Annotated in this window: 14 protein-coding genes and 1 tRNA gene; 4 read left to right on the top strand and 11 right to left on the bottom strand. The window is 62.4% G+C overall.

Annotated elements, in window-relative coordinates:
* Nucleotides 1-4 precede the first annotated feature (4 nt).
* Nucleotides 5-1936 (bottom strand): acetate--CoA ligase, encoded by a 1932-nt coding sequence (acs, locus tag K3146_RS02460; protein ID WP_221544608.1) that lies wholly within the window; start codon nt 1934-1936, stop codon nt 5-7.
* A gap of 145 nt (nt 1937-2081) precedes the next feature.
* On the opposite strand from acs, the gene K3146_RS02455 reads away from it, so the two are divergent.
* A complete protein-coding gene (locus K3146_RS02455; RefSeq protein ID WP_221544607.1) occupies nt 2082-3470 on the top strand; it encodes a DcaP family trimeric outer membrane transporter in 1389 nt (462 codons plus the stop codon).
* A 79-nt stretch (nt 3471-3549) separates the two neighbouring features.
* On the opposite strand, the gene K3146_RS02450 is transcribed toward K3146_RS02455, so the two are convergent.
* The 10 genes from K3146_RS02450 to aspS form a co-directional block, all read right to left on the bottom strand.
* Complete coding sequence (locus K3146_RS02450) at nt 3550-4434, bottom strand: isoaspartyl peptidase/L-asparaginase family protein (RefSeq protein ID WP_221544606.1); 885 nt, start codon at nt 4432-4434, stop codon at nt 3550-3552.
* Nucleotides 4434-5669 (bottom strand): cyanophycinase, encoded by a 1236-nt coding sequence (locus K3146_RS02445; protein WP_221544605.1) that lies wholly within the window; start codon nt 5667-5669, stop codon nt 4434-4436. The genes K3146_RS02450 and K3146_RS02445 overlap by 1 nt, the downstream gene beginning before the upstream one ends.
* The gene (gene yfcC, locus K3146_RS02440; protein ID WP_221544604.1) at nt 5669-7141 is read right to left on the bottom strand and encodes a putative basic amino acid antiporter YfcC; all 1473 of its coding nucleotides are present in this window, start codon (nt 7139-7141) and stop codon (nt 5669-5671) included. Before yfcC ends, K3146_RS02445 begins: the two co-directional genes overlap by 1 nt.
* A 79-nt stretch (nt 7142-7220) precedes the next feature.
* Nucleotides 7221-10031, bottom strand: coding sequence for a TonB-dependent receptor plug domain-containing protein (locus tag K3146_RS02435; RefSeq protein ID WP_221544603.1), 2811 nt, complete (start codon nt 10029-10031; stop codon nt 7221-7223).
* A gap of 509 nt (nt 10032-10540) precedes the next feature.
* Nucleotides 10541-10617 (bottom strand) — tRNA-Met (locus K3146_RS02430).
* Nucleotides 10618-10693: 76 nt separating this feature from the next.
* Nucleotides 10694-11212 (bottom strand): 2'-5' RNA ligase family protein, encoded by a 519-nt coding sequence (locus tag K3146_RS02425; protein WP_345723569.1) that lies wholly within the window; start codon nt 11210-11212, stop codon nt 10694-10696.
* A complete protein-coding gene (gene mltG, locus K3146_RS02420) occupies nt 11209-12180 on the bottom strand; it encodes an endolytic transglycosylase MltG (protein WP_345723567.1) in 972 nt (323 codons plus the stop codon). Before mltG ends, K3146_RS02425 begins: the two co-directional genes overlap by 4 nt.
* A 1-nt stretch (nt 12181) precedes the next feature.
* Entirely contained in the window at nt 12182-13441 is a 1260-nt protein-coding gene (fabF, locus tag K3146_RS02415; protein WP_221544602.1) for a beta-ketoacyl-ACP synthase II, read from the bottom strand.
* Between the two features lie 96 nt (nt 13442-13537).
* Nucleotides 13538-13774, bottom strand: coding sequence for an acyl carrier protein (locus K3146_RS02410; RefSeq protein WP_006834437.1), 237 nt, complete (start codon nt 13772-13774; stop codon nt 13538-13540).
* A gap of 81 nt (nt 13775-13855) precedes the next feature.
* Nucleotides 13856-15676 carry an aspartate--tRNA ligase gene (gene aspS / locus K3146_RS02405; protein ID WP_221544601.1) on the bottom strand — a complete coding sequence of 607 codons (1821 nt, stop codon included), beginning with the start codon at nt 15674-15676 and terminating at the stop codon, nt 13856-13858.
* Between the two features lie 160 nt (nt 15677-15836).
* On the opposite strand from aspS, the gene rnd reads away from it, so the two are divergent.
* From rnd to K3146_RS02390, 3 genes are all read left to right on the top strand, one after another.
* Nucleotides 15837-17054: a ribonuclease D gene (gene rnd / locus K3146_RS02400; protein WP_221544600.1), complete on the top strand. Its 1218-nt coding sequence runs from the start codon at nt 15837-15839 to the stop codon at nt 17052-17054.
* 113 nt (nt 17055-17167) lie between these two features.
* Complete coding sequence (locus tag K3146_RS02395; RefSeq protein ID WP_221544599.1) at nt 17168-18064, top strand: hydrogen peroxide-inducible genes activator; 897 nt, start codon at nt 17168-17170, stop codon at nt 18062-18064.
* 126 nt (nt 18065-18190) lie between these two features.
* The gene (locus K3146_RS02390; protein WP_221544598.1) at nt 18191-18574 is read left to right on the top strand and encodes a hypothetical protein; all 384 of its coding nucleotides are present in this window, start codon (nt 18191-18193) and stop codon (nt 18572-18574) included.
* Nucleotides 18575-18667: the final 93 nt, after the last annotated feature.

The raw sequence follows: 18667 nt of genomic DNA, 5'->3' as shown, positions 1-18667 counted from the left end.
TCGACTAACGGTTCTGCCTTCCTTCGATCAGGCGATCAACCAGGCTCGGATCGGCCAGCGTGGATGTATCGCCAAGCGAGCCGTAGTCATTCTCGGCAATCTTGCGCAGGATCCGGCGCATGATCTTGCCCGAACGCGTCTTGGGCAGGCCATCGGTGAACTGGATATGGTCAGGCGAGGCAATCGGACCGATTTCCTTGCGCACGTGGCCGCGCAGTTGGGCGTAGAGCTCGTCCGAGCCTTCCTCGCCCGCGTTGAGGGTGACGTAGCAATAAATGCCCTGCCCCTTGATGTCGTGCGGGTAGCCGACCACCGCCGCCTCGGCGACCTTGGCGTGGCTGACGAGCGCACTCTCGACCTCGGCGGTACCCATGCGGTGACCCGAGACATTGATCACGTCGTCGACCCGGCCCGTAATCCAGTAATAGCCGTCCTCGTCGCGCTTGCAGCCATCACCCGTGAAGTATTTGCCCGGGTAGGTGCTGAAATAGGTCTGCTCGAAGCGCTCGTGATCGCCGTGGACCGTGCGCGCCTGCCCCGGCCAGCTGTGGGTGATACAGAGGTTGCCTTCGGTCGCTCCGTCGAGCACGGCACCATCGTTGTCGACCAGCTGCGGCTGGATGCCGAAGAAGGGCCTGCCGGCACTTCCCGGCTTCATGTCGTGGGCCGAAGGCAATGTGGTGATCATCGTGCCGCCGGTTTCGGTCTGCCACCAGGTGTCGACGATGGGGCAACGCTTCTCGCCAACGACGTCAAAATACCAGCGCCATGCTTCCGGATTGATCGGCTCGCCCACTGTGCCGAGCAGGCGGAGCGAGGACCGGTCGTGCGCCGTCACATAGGCATCGCCCTCGCGCATCAACGCGCGGATCGCGGTCGGCGCGGTGTAGAGGATGTTGACCTTGTGTTTCTCGACGACTTCCCAGAAGCGGCTGTGGTCCGGAAAACTCGGAATGCCCTCGAAAATCATCTGCGTTGCACCGTTCAGCAGCGGGCCATAGGCGATGTAGCTGTGCCCGGTGATCCAGCCTATGTCCGCGCTGCACCAGAAGACTTCGCCCTTCTGGTAATCGAACACGTAGTGGAAGGTGGTCGCAGTCCACACGCCATAGCCGCCGGTGGTGTGCACCACCCCCTTGGGTTTACCCGTCGAGCCCGAGGTATAGAGGATGAATAGCGGATCTTCCGCATCCATCGGCTCGCAGGGACAGTCAGCATCGCTGGCTACATCGTGATACCAATGGTCGCGGCCGGCCGTCATCGCGATCTCCGCGCCTGTGTGGCGAACTACCAGCATGCCGTCGACCGGCGTGTCGTGATCCGGTTCGGCGAGCGCGGCATCGACATTGGACTTAAGCGGGACGCGCTTGCCCCCGCGCAGGCCTTCGTCGGCAGTGACCACGAAGCGGCTGCCACAGCCCTCGATCCGCCCGGCAAGGGCTTCGGGAGAGAAGCCGCCGAAGACCACTGAATGGATCGCTCCGAGCCGTGCACAAGCCAGCATCGCGAGCACGCCTTCGACGATCATCGGCATGTAGATGGTAACCCGATCGCCCTTCTTTACGCCTATCGCCTTGAGCGCATTGGCCATTGCGACGACTTCGTCATGGAGCTGGCGATAGGTGAGTGACCGGCCCGCGCTTTTCGGATCGTCGGGCTCGAAGATCAGTGCGGTTTCATTGGCCCGGCTTTCCAGGTGCCGGTCAACGGCATTGTGGCACAGGTTGAGCTTGCCATCGGCGAACCAGCTGATCTCGACCGGGTCGTATGACCATTCGCCCGCCACGGTCGGCTGCTCGATCCAGTCTAGCCGCTTTGCCTGTTCGAGCCAGAATCCGTCGCTGTCTTCGACCGACCGGCGGTAAAGCGCATCATACTGTTCCGAGGTGCAGTGGGTTTCGCTGGCGGTGCCCAGGCGTTGGACGGCATCGAGCATGGAAAGTCTCCCTTGTCTGCCGACTCGGATAGCACTCCTGCCCACACCCGCGCTGTCAGACCAAGGTCTTACGACCATCTGCCGATTTATCGGTGGGCACAAACGAGCGCATCATTCGACCTCGCAATGTGAATGGGAGGAAGGAATGGCAGGCAGCGCTTTGAGGAACGTGATCCGTGCGGGTCTACTTGCGGGGACATGCCTTGCGGCAGCTCCTGCCGCGGCGCAGGACGACGACGTCGAAGCGCGGCTGGATCGGCTCGAGGCGCTGGTCATGCAGCTGGTCGAGCGGCTCGATGCGCAGGAAGGCCAGATGGATGCCCAACAGGCCGAAACCGTCGCACAGACGCAGCAAGCGCTAGCCGAAACACGCGCGCTCCAGGAAAGGCAGGAAGAACTCGCCGCCCAGATCGACGAACCCAAGAAGCAGGAAGACAAGGGCTTCCGCGTTGGCAGCACGCTCGTATCCTATGCTGGCTATGTGAAGCTCGATGCGATCGCCCAGCGCACGAGCGCGGGACAGGTCGGTACGGGCAGCATCGTGCGCGATTTCCTCATTCCCGGCGCCATCCCGGTGGGCGGCGAGTCATCCGGCTGGGACACCGATTTCAACGCGCGCCAGACGCGCTTCATTTTCAAGACTGCGACCGATGTCGGCGCCGAACATTCGCTCAATTCGCAAATCGAGCTCGATTTCATGGTCACGCCGGGAGGCGACGAACGCATCTCGAACAGCTACCAACCGCGCCTGCGGCAAGCATTCATCACCTATGACAAGTGGCTGTTCGGCCAAGCCTGGTCGACCTTCCAGAACGTGGGTGCACTGCCCGAAAGCCTCGATTTCATCGGCACGACGCCGGGGACCGTGTTCGAACGCCAGCCGATGATCCGCTACACCGATGGCGGGCTGATGCTTGCAGTCGAACAACCCGAAACGACCGTGACCGCCAGCGATGGATCGCGCGTGCTGGCAGGCGACGACACGATCCCGGATATCGTCGCGCGATACAACTTCACCGGCGACTGGGGTTCGCTTTCGACTGCAGGCATCTTCAGGACGCTGCGCATATCCGATGATGACTTCGGCACGGGTTCGGACAGCGCGTTCGGCTACGGCCTCAGCGTCTCGGGCAAGCTCAAACTCGGCGAGCGCGATGACTTCCGGTTCATGGGGACCGTCGGTGACGGGCTCGGACGCTACATCGGCCTGAACATCGTCAACGATGCGGCGGTCGATGCCGAGGGCAACCTCGACCCGATCTTCACCTATTCCGGATTCGGTGCCTTGCGCCATTCGTGGTCCGACAAGCTCCGCTCCAATATCGGCGCTTCCTACTTCAAGGCGGATAATCCCGTCCTGCTGACCTCGGGCGCAGCCACCGATGAAAGCTGGAACGTGCTGGCGAACATCATCTACTCCCCTGCCCGACCGATCGATATCGGCATCGAATACATGTATGCCGAACGCACGACAGAGGACGGCCAGAGCGGGAACCTGCAAAAGGTCCAGGTCTCGACGAAGTACTCCTTCTGACGCTCGGTCAGGAGGGAATGGGGCGGGACTGCAAGGCTTGCGAAGCCTCTCTTGCGACCAATCGCCCGGACAGTTTGCGCTATAAAATCGCTACCGCCCGGGTGATCCGAGAACCTGCGACCGCCCGTTTCATGCCGGCCGAATTAAAAGGCATGATAACCTCGCCAGTCCGGTGGACTGCGATCAGACCGCCATCGCCGCGGTGCCGCGCGACTTCCGCGAGCAAAGAGGCGCCGGCATCCTCCAGGCTTTGCCCGGCATATGCCATGCGAGACGCGAGATCGCGCGCGCCCCCGGCGTAGATGAACGCCTCGCCAATCCCGGTGCAGCTGACCGCGACCTCCTCATCGGCCCAGTTTCCAATCCCCGTAATAGGCGTGTCGCCCACCCTGCCAGCCCGCTTTCCCAGCAAGCCGCCGGTCGAGGTCGCCGACGCGAGCTGGCCGTTGCGATCTAGGGCGACGGCACCGACCGTCCCATGCGCGAGGCCGTCATCGAGCTTCAGCAGTTCCTCCGCCTCAACTCCGACAGGCAATACGAAATGGGAGACCGGGTCCGACACCATCTCCAGACCCCGCTCGCGAGCGAATGCGTTCGCTCCGTCACCAGCCAGTAGGACGTAGGGAGTATTCTCGAGAACTTCGCGTGCAGCCCGGATAGGTTGCGCAACATCGACGGCGGCGCAGATGCCGCCAGCCCTCAGGCGCGCGCCGTCCATGATCGCGGCATCGCATTCCACCACGCCCTGGTCGTTCGGGGCGGATCCTCGCCCGGCAACGTAGAGCCCGCTGTCTTCCATCTCGGCCACGGCAAATTCGACCGTGTCGAGAGCCGTTTCGCCGCCAGCCAGCATCTGCTCGCATCGGTCGACCAGCTCGCTTAGATGCGTCTCAACCTTCGCGTAGTCGCGTTCCGGGTTCACTCCAGCACCGCCGTGCAAGGCTATGACATGGTCATGCGACATCAGTTTTCTGCTTTCATTATGGTTATATCGATAGGTTCGATGTCGAAGCGGATGCCCGACAGGGCATAGCTTGCGTTCCCGGCCGGAGAGCGCCCCCACCAGCCCCGGGAATCGTCGGTTTGCACCAAGCGATAAGTTACTCCGAAGGTGCCGCTGAAACTGTGGCGTTCGACGCTGCGGGCAGCCGAATTGTCGAGGAGGGCCTCGCCGGCCACCTCGGCAAGCGTGCTGCCGCCAAGCGCCATGCCGCCTCCGGAGATGGTCTCAGCGTCGAAATATTCATTGCCGACGGTCGCTTGCTTGTTAGGCGCGGGTTCGACCTGGCCATCTCCCAGCGCGATCCGGTCCCCGCTCGAGGCGAGGCTCAGCGCCAGGTTCCGGACTGCAAACCGCGACCCGTCCCCGATCTTGGCCGAGCGCGCATCCAGGAAGGTCACATATCCTGACCCCAGAACGAGGACATGTGTTTCTCCGACTGTGAACTGGATTGCGGTATTCTCGTCGATCCCGATCCCGATCCGATGCGGTTGGTCCTTGCTGACGAGGAGCGCGGCGAGCCTGCCGAGCCTTGCCCGCTCCCCGAAGTGCTGATCGACCAGTGCCCTTTGAAAGAACCCCAGTCCCCGGTCGAAGCGAACCTCCTCTCCGGGAGCATTTGGCAGTAGTGCTGCCAGCGTATCGCCCTGCGTGATCATCGGATCGCTCATGATTGCGGCGCCCGCCGAGGTCCCGCCTACCACCGCGCCTGCTTCCAAGCGCGCGCGAATGGCAGCCAGCATCGCCGTGTCGCGGCCACCTTCGCCGATCAGCAACTCGGTCAGTCGCGACTGGTCGCCTCCGGTTAACCAGATCGCTCCTGCCTGCGCGATTTTCTCGATTTCCGATGGATTGTCGGCGTTCGCCGACCAGCCGGCCTCGTCAATATCGGCCGTCGCCGGATCGTCCTTTACCGCAAGCTCGACAATCCTGATGTCGGCAGGATCGGCACCGTGCCTGACAAGCGCATCACGGAAGTCCGCAGCAGATTGGCTCGGCGCGCCCGACGCCGCGGGGACAATTGCGATGGAGGTAGCTTCCGTTAGCCGTGCTTCGAGGAAGGCCCGGAAGACTTCCTCATTGTCGGCCTCGAGCCCGCCGCCGACGATCACCAGAGTGCCCGGTTGAGCCAGAAGGCTGGGCGTTGTGCAGGCTCCCATCGCGAGGGCTAGGAAGGCCGTCAGGAGTTTCCAGGCCATCAGAACCCTCCTGCGTGGGCGATCAACATGACCGCGCTGGCTAAGACGAACAGCGCCACCATGGGTTTCCAGAAGAACGCCAGCCATTGGCCGTAAGAAACGCGTGCTGCAGCGAGGCAGCCCATCAGCGTGGCGGAAGTCGGCACCACCAAATTGGTGAAGCCGTCGCCCAGTTGGAAGGCGAGCACCGCGGTCTGACGTGTCACGCCCGAAAGATCGGCAAGCGGGGCCATAATCGGCATGGTGATGCTCGCCTGGCCCGAGCCGGAGGACACCGCGAAGTTGAAAATGCTCTGGGCCAGATACATGGCCCAGGCCGTCATCCAGTCGGGCACTGCCGCCGTCAGGTTTGCAAGGCCGTTCAGCAACGCATTGAGCAGCGAAACGCTTGTCGGGGAATCGCCTCCCAGCAGGAGCATGATCCCCTTCGCGGCACCGACGATAAGTGCGGCCGGCAGCAATTGTGCCGCTCCCTCGCGAAATGCCTCCATCATCTCGCCGGTCGATCCACCCTCGAGCTTGCCCAAATAAGCGATGACCGCCGTAACCATGCCCACTGCGAAGAATTGTGCCGCGATTTCCGGCAAATAGTAGCCACGCGTCGTCACGCCCCACGCCACCCAGGCGACACCCGCCAGAAGAGTGGCCAATACCGACAGGTGGGCGAGGCGAAACTTGTCGATTGCGCCCTTGTCGGACGTGTCGGCGATCTTCCCAACTGCCGGACGGATCCCGAGGCGGACCCGGCGTGCGTAGTGCCAGGTAAACAGGGCGCCGAGCACCGTGAAGCTGGCCCAGATCGCCACTCGTGGACCCATGCCGGACATGGGGGGGAGACCAGATATGCTCTGCGCAATCACGACGCTGAAAGGGTTCATCCAGCTCGTCGCGAAACCGATCTGGCTCGCGCACAGGCAGACGAGCAATGCTGTAATGGAGTCATAGCCCGCGCGGCTCAGCGATGGCGCCAGGATCAGCGTCAGGGCAATCGCTTCTTCGGACAGGCCGAAAACAGCGCCGCCGAGGGAGAAAGACACGAACAGCAGCAGTATCAGCGTCTCTCCCTGCGCTTTGCCGCCAGGTAGCGAGGCCTGAAGCGCAGCGTCGATTGCACGGGTGCGCATGATCATGCCGAACACCCCGCCCAGCACGATGATGAAGGCCATCAGGCCCACGGTGGGCGAATAACGATCACCGGTTACGAGCCCGGCATAGAAAAAGTCGAGGAAACCCGCGCGGTCTTCATCGCCCAGCACGGGCGCAGGCATTGTCCCGGAGGCCGCCTGGAAGCTGCCCGGTACGATCCGCGCCGGATCGCCTGCCACGTCGAACTGGCCAGGTATGAAGACGAATGTCGCGGCCCAGGCCAGCACCGCCAGCACGAACATGATGAGCAGCGTGTCCGGCATCCGCCAGACCCGCGTCGATGCGTCGGCAGCACCCTCCGCCTTGTCGGATTCTCGATCGGCCATCGCCTTCTCCCGTCGTCGCCGCCCGGGACCTGCCACCCAATGGCAGGCCCCGACACGGCGGATTTCTGACCTTGTCGCGTTAGAAGCGCTTCGTCACGCGGATCGTAGCGTAGCGCCCGATCAGGTCATGGTTGAAGAGATCGACATTCGAGGAGGATCCAAGCACCCGTGGCGGGTCCGCATCGAGGATGTTGCGCAGCGATAGCTGGATGAAGCTGTCCTCGGCGAAGTCGTAGCTCACGCTGAGATCGAAGGTCAGGTAATCGTCGACCTCGTATTCGCTATCCAGTGGCAGTCCGAGCGCCTCGAGCGTGCGGTCCGACGGATCGTCGCGATACCCGCTCTTGTAGTGGCCGGATAGCGCGGCTCGCCATTCATCCTTGCGCCAGCGCAACTTCCCGCTCGCGATGAAGTCGGGATAAAGATAGTCGCCCGCCAACTGCTCCAGCGGGCTGGCTTCCGAGGCCTTGCGCTCGAAGTTGAGGATGTGGGTAGCGTCCAGCAAGAAGGTGAAATCGCCCGCATCTCCGCCACCAAACCGGTGGGTATAGGCAAAGTCGATGCCGTCGGTTTTCTGGAATCCGAGATTGGTGATCTGGAAATGGGCGTCGGTCACAAAACCGTTGGTGACTTCGAGGCCGGGCGTACCGGTGGCCAGTTCCCCATCCCCGACAACAGCGAATTCTCCCGCCAAGGCACGGCGAATGAAGTCGTCCTCGTCGATGCCGACCAGGTCCTCGTGCCGGATATTCCAGTAGTCGACACGCAGCTCGATATCCGAATTGGGCATGACGACAATGCCGCCGCCGAAGCTCCGAGCGTTCTCGGCACCGAGGTTCGGATTGCCGACATCTTCGGACAACAGTGCCTCGCCATCGGCAGTGGGATCATCGTCGCACGCGCCTGGCGTCGCTTCGCAATCGACACGATACGAGCTCAGCAGCACACCCGCACCGCTCTGGGCGAGCGAAGGAGCGCGGAATGAGGTCGAATAATTGGCGCGCAGGGCAAGCCAGTCGACTGGTTCCCAGCGCGCGGCGATCTTCGGATTGAAGTCGCTCCCAAAGCCTTCGAAATCGTCGAACCGCCCGGCAAGCTGCAGGTCTAGCCCAGCTGCGAGTGGTACGTAGAATTCACCGTAGAGCGACCAGCTGTTGCGATCCGCCTCGGCGCTGGTGGAAGAGAAGCCGAGGATGGGCTCCGGATTGTCAATTGTCGCGACTGCAATCCCAGACGGGGTGTCCCGCAGCGTTTCGCGGCGGAACTCGCCCCCAAATGCTGCCTTCAACGGACCGGCAGGCATCTCGAGCAGCGTGCCGTTGACGCTCGCATCGAAGGCGTAGAGCCGCGACTTGCCGCTGCGTTCCGCCTCGGTGCCGAGCAGTTCCGCCACTCCTGCTTCCTGGGTAGTCTGGCCTCCGAAAGGATTGTACCAGAGCGTGGTCAGGCCGATGTCTTCACAGGTGTCACCCACGAAATCCGCGGTCGGGCGCCCCGGATCGACATCCCAGCGTTCCACCCTCGTCCCGTCGGTACAGATGTTGCCGAGATTGAGATCGTAGAAATTCTGCGCGACGACCAGCCCGGACAAGCCTCTCTGGATGCGGTCATTGCCGCCGAACAGGAAAGCGGCGTCGAATCGCCAGTCACCTGCCAGATCGCCGCGCAAGCCTGACGTAATCCGATAGCTGTCGGATTCGATTTCTACTGCGCGCGGCTCTGGGATCTTGCCCCAGGCGAAGATCGGGAAGCCGAAGTAGTCGCTGAAATCGGTGACCCCGCCTTCTTCGACAATGTCTGCCTGCAAGGCTGCGGGCCAGAACGGATTTTCCGGATCGATGGGCGCACGCGAGAAGTTTGCGGGCGAGCTGATGCCGCGCGATTCCACCCGGCTATAGAGCACATCATTGTACCACGTCAGCCTGTCCGAGATCTCGAACTGGTGAGTGAACAGGCCGCCAATGGTCTCCAGCCGATCCTGCGCCGAAATAAAGGCGTTGGTGTTGACCTCGCAGAACTCGCCGAAATTGCCGAAACCGAAATCGTCGGCGGCGCAGCCACCGTCGGCAGGCTCTTCGGTCTGGTCGAAGAACTGGAAAAACAGGTCGTTATAGCTGGGATAGAAACCCTGCTGGCTGGGACGGAAGCTGTCGCGGCTTATGGCCCGGTCGCGCAGGAAGAAGGGATTGCGCTTGAAGTAGTCGACCACCAGCATGACCGAATTGCGATCACCAAGACGCGTACCGACGACCCCGGTAATGTTGTAGCGCCCCTCGTCTGTTCCTGCCGTGGAGTTGCCGTAGCTTGCAGTGAGCTCGATACCCTCGAAATCATCGCGCAGGACGTAATTGACCACGCCGGCCACCGCGTCAGCCCCATAGATCGCCGAAGCACCGGAGGGCAGGACTTCGACCCGTTCTACCGCTGCCAGGGGAATGGAGCTGGCGTCGATGAAACTTTCCTGACCGCGCGCGAAGGCACTGATCTGTGCGCGGCGGCCGTTGATCAGGGTCAACGTCGAGGACGCGCCCAGTCCGCGGAGCGAGACAGCAGACGCGCCGACCGGCGTATCGGACGAGAGCGGTCCGGCGGTTGCGGTCGAGAATGTCGCGCCGCCTCCGGTGGCCACTGGAAGGTCCTGGAGAACCTCGATGATAGTGCCTGCACCCGATTCGACGATATCGTCGCGGCCGATGGAGATGGTCTGGACCGGGCCATCGGATGGCAGTCCTTCGATGCGGCTACCGGTGACGACGATTACCTCGTCGTCGGTCTGAGTGGCCTCTTCGGTCCCGGCGACGGCTTGCGCAAGGACGGGTGTGGAAATTCCTGCGAGCAGCAGGGCAGCGGTGCCGGCAGCCCCGCAACGGATATTCGATTGCATTGACATGGTGTGATCCCTCGAACCTTCATGGGCAGCGCAATGGCCGCATGCGAATGGTCGGGGATGGGCCCGGAATGTCGGAAGGCACGATCAGGAGCGTGCCCGAAATCCGCGCCTATCCCGCGCGGTTCGGGATTACTCGTTGAACCAGTCGGTGAGATGAAACTCCACCGATCGGCGTACGGCAACGAGGCCGCAATCAGGACAGAAAAATCGCCTGCTCATGTTCATATTGTGCCAGCAATCCGCGATATCCGCAAGATGGTGGCCAAATGCGCCGGGAATGCGCAACTTCGCAGCGCATCCATGCGCCCTCAGGCCTGACGGATTTTGCGGATTGGTGAGAGCCGAACGGAGCGGCAGATGCCGACGACAGCCGAGGTTAATCCGACAAGGCGTGCCAATACGGTCGAAGGTGAGCGCTGGCGCAAGAGGGCCGGGGACCTCGGGCTGCGGCAGCCCACGATCACTGGTGGCCGCAAGTCGGCCCGGACAAATCAACGATCGGGTAAAATTGGTAGCGGAGGAGGGACTCGAACCCCCGACACGCGGATTATGATTCCGCTGCTCTAACCACCTGAGCTACTCCGCCCCGAAAGGCCGTGCGGCGGGCATATGCCCGCTCGGCAGGCGGCGCATTTAGGGCGCGTGGCCCCGGTGGTCAACACTCATTTCCCGCGAAATGCGAAGCGCCGTACGAATTCCCACGGGCCGCCGCGATAGATGTACAGCGCGAGGCCCGAAAAGGCGAATTCGCGGGGCTCGATCGTGCCCGCCAGCTGCGCCTGCAGCGCCTTCGCGTCCTTCGATGTCACCTTGTTCTGGATCGTCACATGGAGCCGCGGGCGGTGCTGGTCCTGCTGGGTCAGCATCCCGCGAAGATGCTCGGCGATTTCGTCGCGCAGGGCGAGCAGATCCGGGCTCGACAGCTTGATGGCAGTGCCTCCTCCTAGAGACATCAGCCCTTCGACCTGTCCACGGATCGGCGGGACCTCGCCAGTCAGCCGCGCGAGGTACCGACGCAACTCGTCTTCGCATTGCGCTGGGATGGCGTGAAACAGCGTGACATGCGCTTCGAGATAATTGCGCTCGGGCGGGAAAAATTGCGTGCGTAGGTCGGTGTAGCGGCGATGCATCTCCGGCGGCAGTTCGGCCGCCAGAATCAGCGACGCATCGGCCTCGCTCACATTTCCCCGCGTTCGCGGCGCAGCTGGCGCCACTTCGCTGCGTTGCGATTATGCTCTTCAAGCGTCTCTGCAAAAACATGACCGCCGCTGCCATCGGCGACATAGTAGAGCGCCTTCGTTTCGGCCGGATCGAGCACCGCGGCAATGCTCTCGCGTCCGGGATTGGTGATCGGCCCCGGTGGCAGCCCCGCGACGGCACGGGTGTTGTAGGGATTGGTGCTGCGCAGTTCCGACACGCGGATACGACGGCCCAGGGGCTTGCCCTTGGTGATCGGATAGATCGTGGTCGCATCCGCGCCCAGCATCATGCCGATACGCACACGATTGGTCATGACGCCGGCGACCATCGGGCGTTCGTCTGCCTGCGCTGTCTCCTTCTCCACGATGGAAGCGAGGATCAGGGCTTCTTCGGGCGATTTCACCACCGACTTGTCGGTGCGTTTCGACCAGGCTTCGGCAAGATAATCGTCCATCGCGGCCTGCATGCGCGCGACGACCGCCGAACGCTCCTCGCCCGTCTGGAAATCATAAGTGTCGGGCAGGATCGAGCCCTCGTCGGGCACCGGGATTTCGCCGACCAGGCCTTCGACTGCCATCAGGCGTTCGTGGACGAGGATCGAGGGCAGCCCCTCAGGGATAGTGACGAAGTTCAGGACGACCTCGCCGCTCTGGAGGATATCCATGATCTCGGCCGAGCTCGCCTGGGCCGGGATGGAGTATTCGCCCGCCTTGATGGTGCCGCTGCCACCGAAAATCCGCGCGCGCAGGAGGAAGGCGTCCGCCGACAGGATCAGCCCCTCTTCCTCGAGCTTTTGCGCGATTGCGGTCCCGCTCGCGCCCTGTGGCACGACGAAACCGGAATCTTCGGACACGGTGGAAGATCCGTACCAGCCGCTCGCCAGCCAGACGCCGGCGCCTGCCATCAGCAGTACGACGACAGCCCCCAGCAAGAGGGCAGCCTTCTTCACCTTAGTCGACCTTCTTGACGATCAGCGAAGCGTTGGTGCCACCAAAGCCGAAGCTGTTGTTGAGGCAGGCCTTCACTTCGCGCTTCTTCGCCTGCAGCGGGACGAGGTCGACGCCTTCCGTGCCTTCATCCGGATCGGTCAGGTTGAGCGTCGGCGGAACGACCTGGTCGCGGATAGCTAGGATGCAAAAGATCGCTTCCACTGCGCCCGCACCGCCCAGGAGGTGCCCGATGGCAGACTTGGTGCTGCTCATCGAGGCGCCGCACAGATCGTCGCCCAGCACGCGCTTGACCGCCGCCAGTTCGATCGTGTCGGCCATGGTCGAGGTGCCATGCGCATTGACGTAGTCGATGTCGCAGGGTTCGAGACCGGATTTCTTGAGCGCCATCCGCATCGCCAGTTCCGCGCCCTTGCCTTCAGGATGCGGGGCGGTGACGTGATAGGCATCGCCCGACAGGCCATAGCCAACCACTTCGGCGTAGATCTTTGCGCCGCGTGCCTTGGCGTGCTCGTATTCCTCCAGCACGACAACACCGGCGCCTTCGCCCATGACGAAACCGTCGCGGTTCTTGTCATAGGGGCGGCTAGCTTCCTCGGGGCGATCGTTCATGCTCATGTTGAGCGCACGTGCTTGTGCAAAGCCCGCCACGCCAAGCGGGTTGATCGTGCTTTCCGCACCGCCAGCCAGCATGATGTCGGCATCGTCGAGCGCGATCATGCGCGCGGCATCGCCGATCGAGTGCGCGCCGGTCGAACAGGCGGTCACGACCGCGTGGTTCGGGCCCATGAGACCGTATTTGATCGAGACCTGGCCGCTGATGAGGTTGATCAGGCGTCCGTGGACGAAATGCGGGCTGACGCGGCCCGGGCCGCGGTCACGGCAGACGAGCGATTCGCTTTCGATTCCCGGCAGGCCGCCGATGCCCGAACCGATCGAGACACCCGCGCGCAGCTTGGTCTCTTCGTCCATGTCTTCGAGCCCGGCATCTTCGATCGCCTGTCCGGCGGCATCGATGCCGTAGATGATGAAGGGATCGACCTGGCGCTGGACCTTGTGATCGACGCGCTTGTCAGGATCGAAGCCCCATTCGTGGTCCTTGTCCTTCACCTCGCAGGCGATCGTGGCCTTCTGGCCTTCGGTATCGAAGCGGGTGATCTGCCCCGCCCCGCTCTTGCCTGCGATCAGGTTCTTCCACGAGGTTTCGACATCACCGCCAAGGGGGGTGACAAGGCCAAGTCCGGTAACGACCACACGCCGCATGTAATTCTCCGCAAAAAAGACAACAGGCCCGGCCCATCATCAGGGTCGGGCCTGTCCGGTCCCGCGCATCACGCGGGTGCAAAAAGCAGGTTGGGCTTAGCCCTTGTGCTCTTCGATATACTTGGTCGCGTCGCCGACGGTGGTGATCTTCTCAGCCGCATCGTCGGGGATTTCGACGCCGAACTCTTCTTCGAACGCCATGACCAGTTCGACGATGTCGAGGCTGTCTGCGCCCAGATCGTCGATGAAGCTGGCTTCCTGGGTAACCTTGTCGGCCTCGACGCCGAGATGCTCGACGACAATCTTCTGCACGCGGTCGGCAGTATCGCTCATTCTATTCCCTCTCAATCTTGGGGGTTATTAAGTTGGGTTTCGCCCTAATGAACGCAAGAGGCTTGCGCAAGGGGCATGGGTTTACTCGCCGCCGCTACGGTCCACGCGGGTTGCCTCGGCGCCTTGCGGCTTGGGGGCTTCAACGGTGCGGATATGCACGTCACGCAGCTGGCGCGGGCTGACGAGATTGGGTGCGCCCATCATCAGGTCCTGAGCCTTCTGGTTGAGCGGGAAAGCGATCACTTCGCGGATGTTCGGCTCGTCGGCGAGCAGCATCACGATGCGGTCGATGCCCGGTGCGGAACCGCCGTGGGGCGGTGCGCCGAGCTTGAAGGCCTCAATCATGCCCGAGAAATTCTCGTCCACATCGGCCTGCGTGTAGCCGGCAATTTCGAACGCCTTGTACATGATTTCCGGCTTGTGGTTCCGGATCGCACCCGAGGACAGTTCGTAGCCGTTGCAGACGATGTCGTACTGCCATGCGAGGATATCGAGCGGGTCCTTGGTTTCCAGCGCTTCCATCTCGCCCTGCGGCATCGAGAAGGGGTTGTGGCTGAAATCGACCTTCTTCAGTTCCTCGTCATATTCGAACATGGGGAAGTCGACGATCCAGCAGAACTTGAAGCAGCCTTCTTCGATCAGGCCCAGTTCCTCAGCGACGCGGGTGCGCGCAGCACCGGCCAGCTTGGCAGCATCCTTTTCCTTGCCCGCGGCAAAGAACAGGCCGTCGTTTTCACCGAGGCCCAGTTCGGCATAGAGCTTTTCCATGCCTTCGGTGCCGTGGTTCTTGGCGATCGGACCGCCGAACTCGCCTCCCTTGCGCGTGACGTAGCCGAGACCGGCAAAACCTTCCTTACGCGCCCAGTCGTTCATCTCGTCGAAGAACTTGCGGCTCTTTTCATGCGTGTTCGGAGCCGGGACCACGCGGACCTTGCCGCCGGTGCCGACAATCTTCTCGAACAGTCCGAAGCCCGACTTTTCAAAGTGCGAGGTGACGTCCGAAATGATCAGCGGGTTGCGCAGGTCGGGCTTGTCCGAACCATACTTCAGCATCGCCTCGGCATAGGGGATGCGCGGGAATTCACCGGCCGGGGTCACAGTCTTGCCACCCGAGAACTCCTCGAACACGCCAGCAAGCACCGGTTCGATCGCCTGGAAGACATCTTCCTGCGTCACGAAGCTCATTTCGAAGTCGAGCTGGTAGAATTCGGGGCTGCGGTCGGCGCGCAGGTCTTCGTCGCGGAAGCAGGGCGCGATCTGGAAGTAGCGGTCGAAACCGGCGACCATCAGCAGCTGCTTGAACATCTGCGGCGCCTGCGGAAGCGCGTAGAAGCGGCCCGGGTGGAGACGGCTGGGCACGAGATAGTCGCGCGCGCCTTCGGGGCTCGATGCACCGAGGATGGGCGTCTGGAACTCGGAAAACCCTTGCGCGATCATGCGCTGGCGCAGCGAGGTAATCACACGGTTGCGCAACATGATGTTGTTGTGAACACGCTCGCGGCGCAGGTCGACGAAGCGGTATTTGAGACGCGTCTCTTCCGGATAGTCTTCTGCCTGGTTCACGATCAGCGGCAGGTCGTCCGCGCGGCTCTGGACGGTGATTTCGCGGGCGAAGACCTCGATCTCACCCGTCGGCAGGTTCTTGTTGACCGCAACCTCGTCGCGCGCCTTTACCGTGCCGTCGATGGTGACGACCGATTCCAGCTTCATCTTCTCCAGCACGGGCAGCGCCGGGCTGTCGCTATCGGCAACGATCTGCGTGATGCCATAGTGATCGCGCAAATCGACGAAGAGCACGCCGCCATGATCGCGCTTGTTGTGCACCCAGCCTGACAGGCGGACGGTTTCGCCGACATTGTCTTTCGTCAGCTGAGCGCAGTTGTGGGTACGATAGGCGTGCATCTGGAAGTCTTTCCAATTTGGGATGTATGGCGCTAAGGGCGCTGGCGTGCGCGGACCCCTAGCGGGGAATCGCGCGCGCTAACAGGGCACCAGCGGGCTTTTGTCAAGGTTCGCTTGCGGTGCGGGAGCGGCACTCCGCTCGAACGACAGAAAAGACACGATGAAAATACACGAACTGATTACCGATACCGATACGCTCGCCGATCTTTGCGAGCGCCTGGCGAAGAGCGATTTCGTCACCGTCGACACCGAATTCATGCGCGAGAACACCTACTGGCCGGAGCTGTGCCTGGTGCAGATCGCAAACGAGGATGAGGCCGCGGCCATCGACCCGCTGGCCGAAGGTATCGACCTTGCACCCCTGTGGGAGCTGCTGTGCGACAATGAGGAGGTCCTCAAGGTCTTCCATGCCGGCGGACAGGACGTCGAGATCGTCTATAATTTCACCGGCAAGACGCCGCACCCGATCTTCGACACGCAGATCGCGATGATGGCGATCAGCCAGAACGAGCAGATCGGCTATGCCAATCTGGTCGAAAGCTGGCTCGGCATTACCGTGGACAAGGGCGCGCGCTTCACCGACTGGGGGCGCCGCCCGCTGACCGACCGGCAGATCGAATATGCGATCGGCGACGTAACGCACCTCTCGAAGATCTTCCCCAAGATCCTGAAGAAGCTGATCAAGACCGGCCGCGGCGCCTGGCTCGATGCGGAGATGGACAAGCTCGCCGATCCGGAAAACTACGCCAATGATGCCGACCAGGCGTGGAAGCGCATTCGCTCGCCAGGGCGCAACCCCACCGTCCTCGGCCGCCTGAAAGCGCTCGCCGCATGGCGCGAAGGTGAGGCGCAGCACAAGAACATCCCGCGCGGCCGGATCATGCGCGACGAAACGCTGGCAGACATCGCCAGCCACCCACCGAAGAAGCAGGGCGACCTCACCAAGGTCCGCGGCCTGTCCAATGCGTGGAAGGACAATGACATCGGCAAGCGGCTGATGAAGGTCATCGACAAGGCCGAACCGCTGTCCAAGGACGAGATGCCCGAAAAGCCCAAGCGCGGTGCGCCGCTGGGCAAGGAGGGCGCGCTGGTGGCGGACCTTCTCAAGCTCTTGCTCAAGATCCGCGCTCGCGAGATCGACGTGGCCGCCCGCCTCCTGACCCGCGCCGACGAAATGGAAGCGCTGGCGGCTGGCGTGCGCAAGCTGCCGATCTTGCAGGGCTGGCGCTACGAGGTGTTCGGCAAGGATGCCCTCGAACTGGTCGAAGGCCGCCTGGCATTCGCGGTCAAAGACGGTCGCCTGCTGATGACCCACGTCGACGATGTGCACGCCGGCATGATGGAAGCGGCTCAAGATGAAGTGATAACGGCGGAGTAGGCTTTCCGTTCGTGCTGAGCTTGTCGAAGCACCGCTTTTTCATCTAGCGCATCGCTCAAAGTGAAGTACGGCCCTTCGACAAGCTCAGGGCGAACGGATAGGGCCGAGCCAGAATGTCTACCTACCTCCCCACTCTCAAGCAGCTGCAGTACCTCGTGGCGCTGCACGAGCATGGCCATTTCGGCCGTGCTGCCGAGGCCAGCTTCGTGTCGCAGTCGACGCTGTCTGCGGGCATTCGCGAGCTGGAGTCGTTGCTGGGCGTGACGTTGGTCGAGCGGAGCCGGCGGGTGGTGCGTTTCACGGCACTGGGCAACCAGGTGGTCGAAAAGGCGCACCGGGTGCTGCGCGAGACGGAGGAACTGGCGGACCTCGTCCAGGCCGCGGGCAAGCCGCTGGCGGGCCAGCTGCGCATGAGCGTGATCCCGACCATCGCGCCTTTCCTGCTCCCGCGCTTCCTGCCGCGCCTGCGCAAGGAACGGCCCGAGCTCGAGCTATTCCTGCGCGAGGAGACCAGCCACGACGCGGTAGAATCGCTCCAGCACGGGCGCGTCGATTGCGTGCTGCTCGCCCTCCCCTTTGCCACCGGAGAGGTGGAGAAGGCGCATATCTCCGACGATCCGCTCTATGTCGCCTTCCCGAAAGACGATCCGCGCGATCCACCCGCGACGGTGAGCCCCGACATGATCGACGACGGGCGACTGCTGCTGCTCGAAGACGGGCACTGCCTGAAGGACCACGCACTCGCCGCCTGCAACCGGCCCGAACTGCGCGGTTCGACCACCATGATCGGCACCAGCCTGCACACGCTGGTGCAAATGGTCGACAACGGCCTGGGGCTGACGATGCTGCCCGAAATGGCGGTCGAGGCCGGCATCCTGCGCGGCACCGAGGTGGTCGCCCGCCCGCTCAAATCAAAGAGCGCCAGCCGCGAGATCGCACTGATCTGGCGCAAGAACTCCCCGCGGCGGGAAGATTTCGAACTGCTGGCAGAGGAATTGCGGGCGGGGTGAGGAAGGTTCGCGAGCGACCCGAAGGCTGACAGCCGCCCGAATTTGCGATCAATACTTCTAGGTCTGTGAGTCTGACATCTCGCGCAGAGCATTGTGTCCAAGAAATTTGGCAGATAGTGTCCAAACATGAGTTTGTGGTATGCAAATTTGCGAGACTCGATCTTGATACTTGCGTCTCCTGCGCAGGCCCAAGTCGAATACCTCGATTACACCTTTAGAAATTTGACAAATGGAAAAAGTGCCGCCTGCTACGGCAACGACGAGTTGCTATTGGAATTTGACGATTACTACGTTGCTTGCGAATACAAACATGAGCTTGGTGAAATTACACAGGCTGAAATTGATGCGGCGCGGTCAGTTGCCGCAATCTTTGGGGACCTTCGAACTGGCGGTGACAAGGCGTTTTGGAGGCGCGAAGCGCTCTTCTCTGATCCGCGCTGGGAGCAGATTCGAGAGTGCGCCGCTGCGGCATTAGAAGCAATGCCGGACAGGAGAGTGGAAAACGAATGACGCTAGCGAATGTCCGCTTTTCACCCCATTCCCGACATTTCCTACCTGCCCGGAGGCAGCTAGCTTCCAGTCCGCTCTTTCTCCCAGTCGATC

This window comes from Qipengyuania vesicularis, from assembly GCF_019711415.1.
Taxonomy (GTDB): Bacteria; Pseudomonadota; Alphaproteobacteria; order Sphingomonadales; family Sphingomonadaceae; genus Qipengyuania; species Qipengyuania vesicularis.
The sequence above is the reverse complement of the archived record's forward strand: the minus strand, read 5'-3'. Positions and strand labels throughout refer to the sequence as shown.

Excerpts from the sequence above, each read along its gene's own strand:
- K3146_RS02455 (WP_221544607.1), top strand. The coding sequence starts at position 2,082 with ATGGCAGGCAGCGCTTTGAGGAACGTGATCCGTGCGGGTCTACTTGCG.
- K3146_RS02395 (WP_221544599.1), top strand. The coding sequence starts at position 17,168 with ATGTCTACCTACCTCCCCACTCTCAAGCAGCTGCAGTACCTCGTGGCG.
- K3146_RS02390 (WP_221544598.1), top strand. The coding sequence starts at position 18,191 with ATGAGTTTGTGGTATGCAAATTTGCGAGACTCGATCTTGATACTTGCG.
- K3146_RS02410 (WP_006834437.1), bottom strand. The coding sequence starts at position 13,774 with ATGAGCGATACTGCCGACCGCGTGCAGAAGATTGTCGTCGAGCATCTC.
- fabF (WP_221544602.1), bottom strand. The coding sequence starts at position 13,441 with ATGCGGCGTGTGGTCGTTACCGGACTTGGCCTTGTCACCCCCCTTGGC.
- acs (WP_221544608.1), bottom strand. The coding sequence starts at position 1,936 with ATGCTCGATGCCGTCCAACGCCTGGGCACCGCCAGCGAAACCCACTGC.
- K3146_RS02450 (WP_221544606.1), bottom strand. The coding sequence starts at position 4,434 with ATGTCGCATGACCATGTCATAGCCTTGCACGGCGGTGCTGGAGTGAAC.
- K3146_RS02435 (WP_221544603.1), bottom strand. The coding sequence starts at position 10,031 with ATGTCAATGCAATCGAATATCCGTTGCGGGGCTGCCGGCACCGCTGCC.
- K3146_RS02445 (WP_221544605.1), bottom strand. The coding sequence starts at position 5,669 with ATGGCCTGGAAACTCCTGACGGCCTTCCTAGCCCTCGCGATGGGAGCC.
- rnd (WP_221544600.1), top strand. The coding sequence starts at position 15,837 with ATGAAAATACACGAACTGATTACCGATACCGATACGCTCGCCGATCTT.
- yfcC (WP_221544604.1), bottom strand. The coding sequence starts at position 7,141 with ATGGCCGATCGAGAATCCGACAAGGCGGAGGGTGCTGCCGACGCATCG.
- aspS (WP_221544601.1), bottom strand. The coding sequence starts at position 15,676 with ATGCACGCCTATCGTACCCACAACTGCGCTCAGCTGACGAAAGACAAT.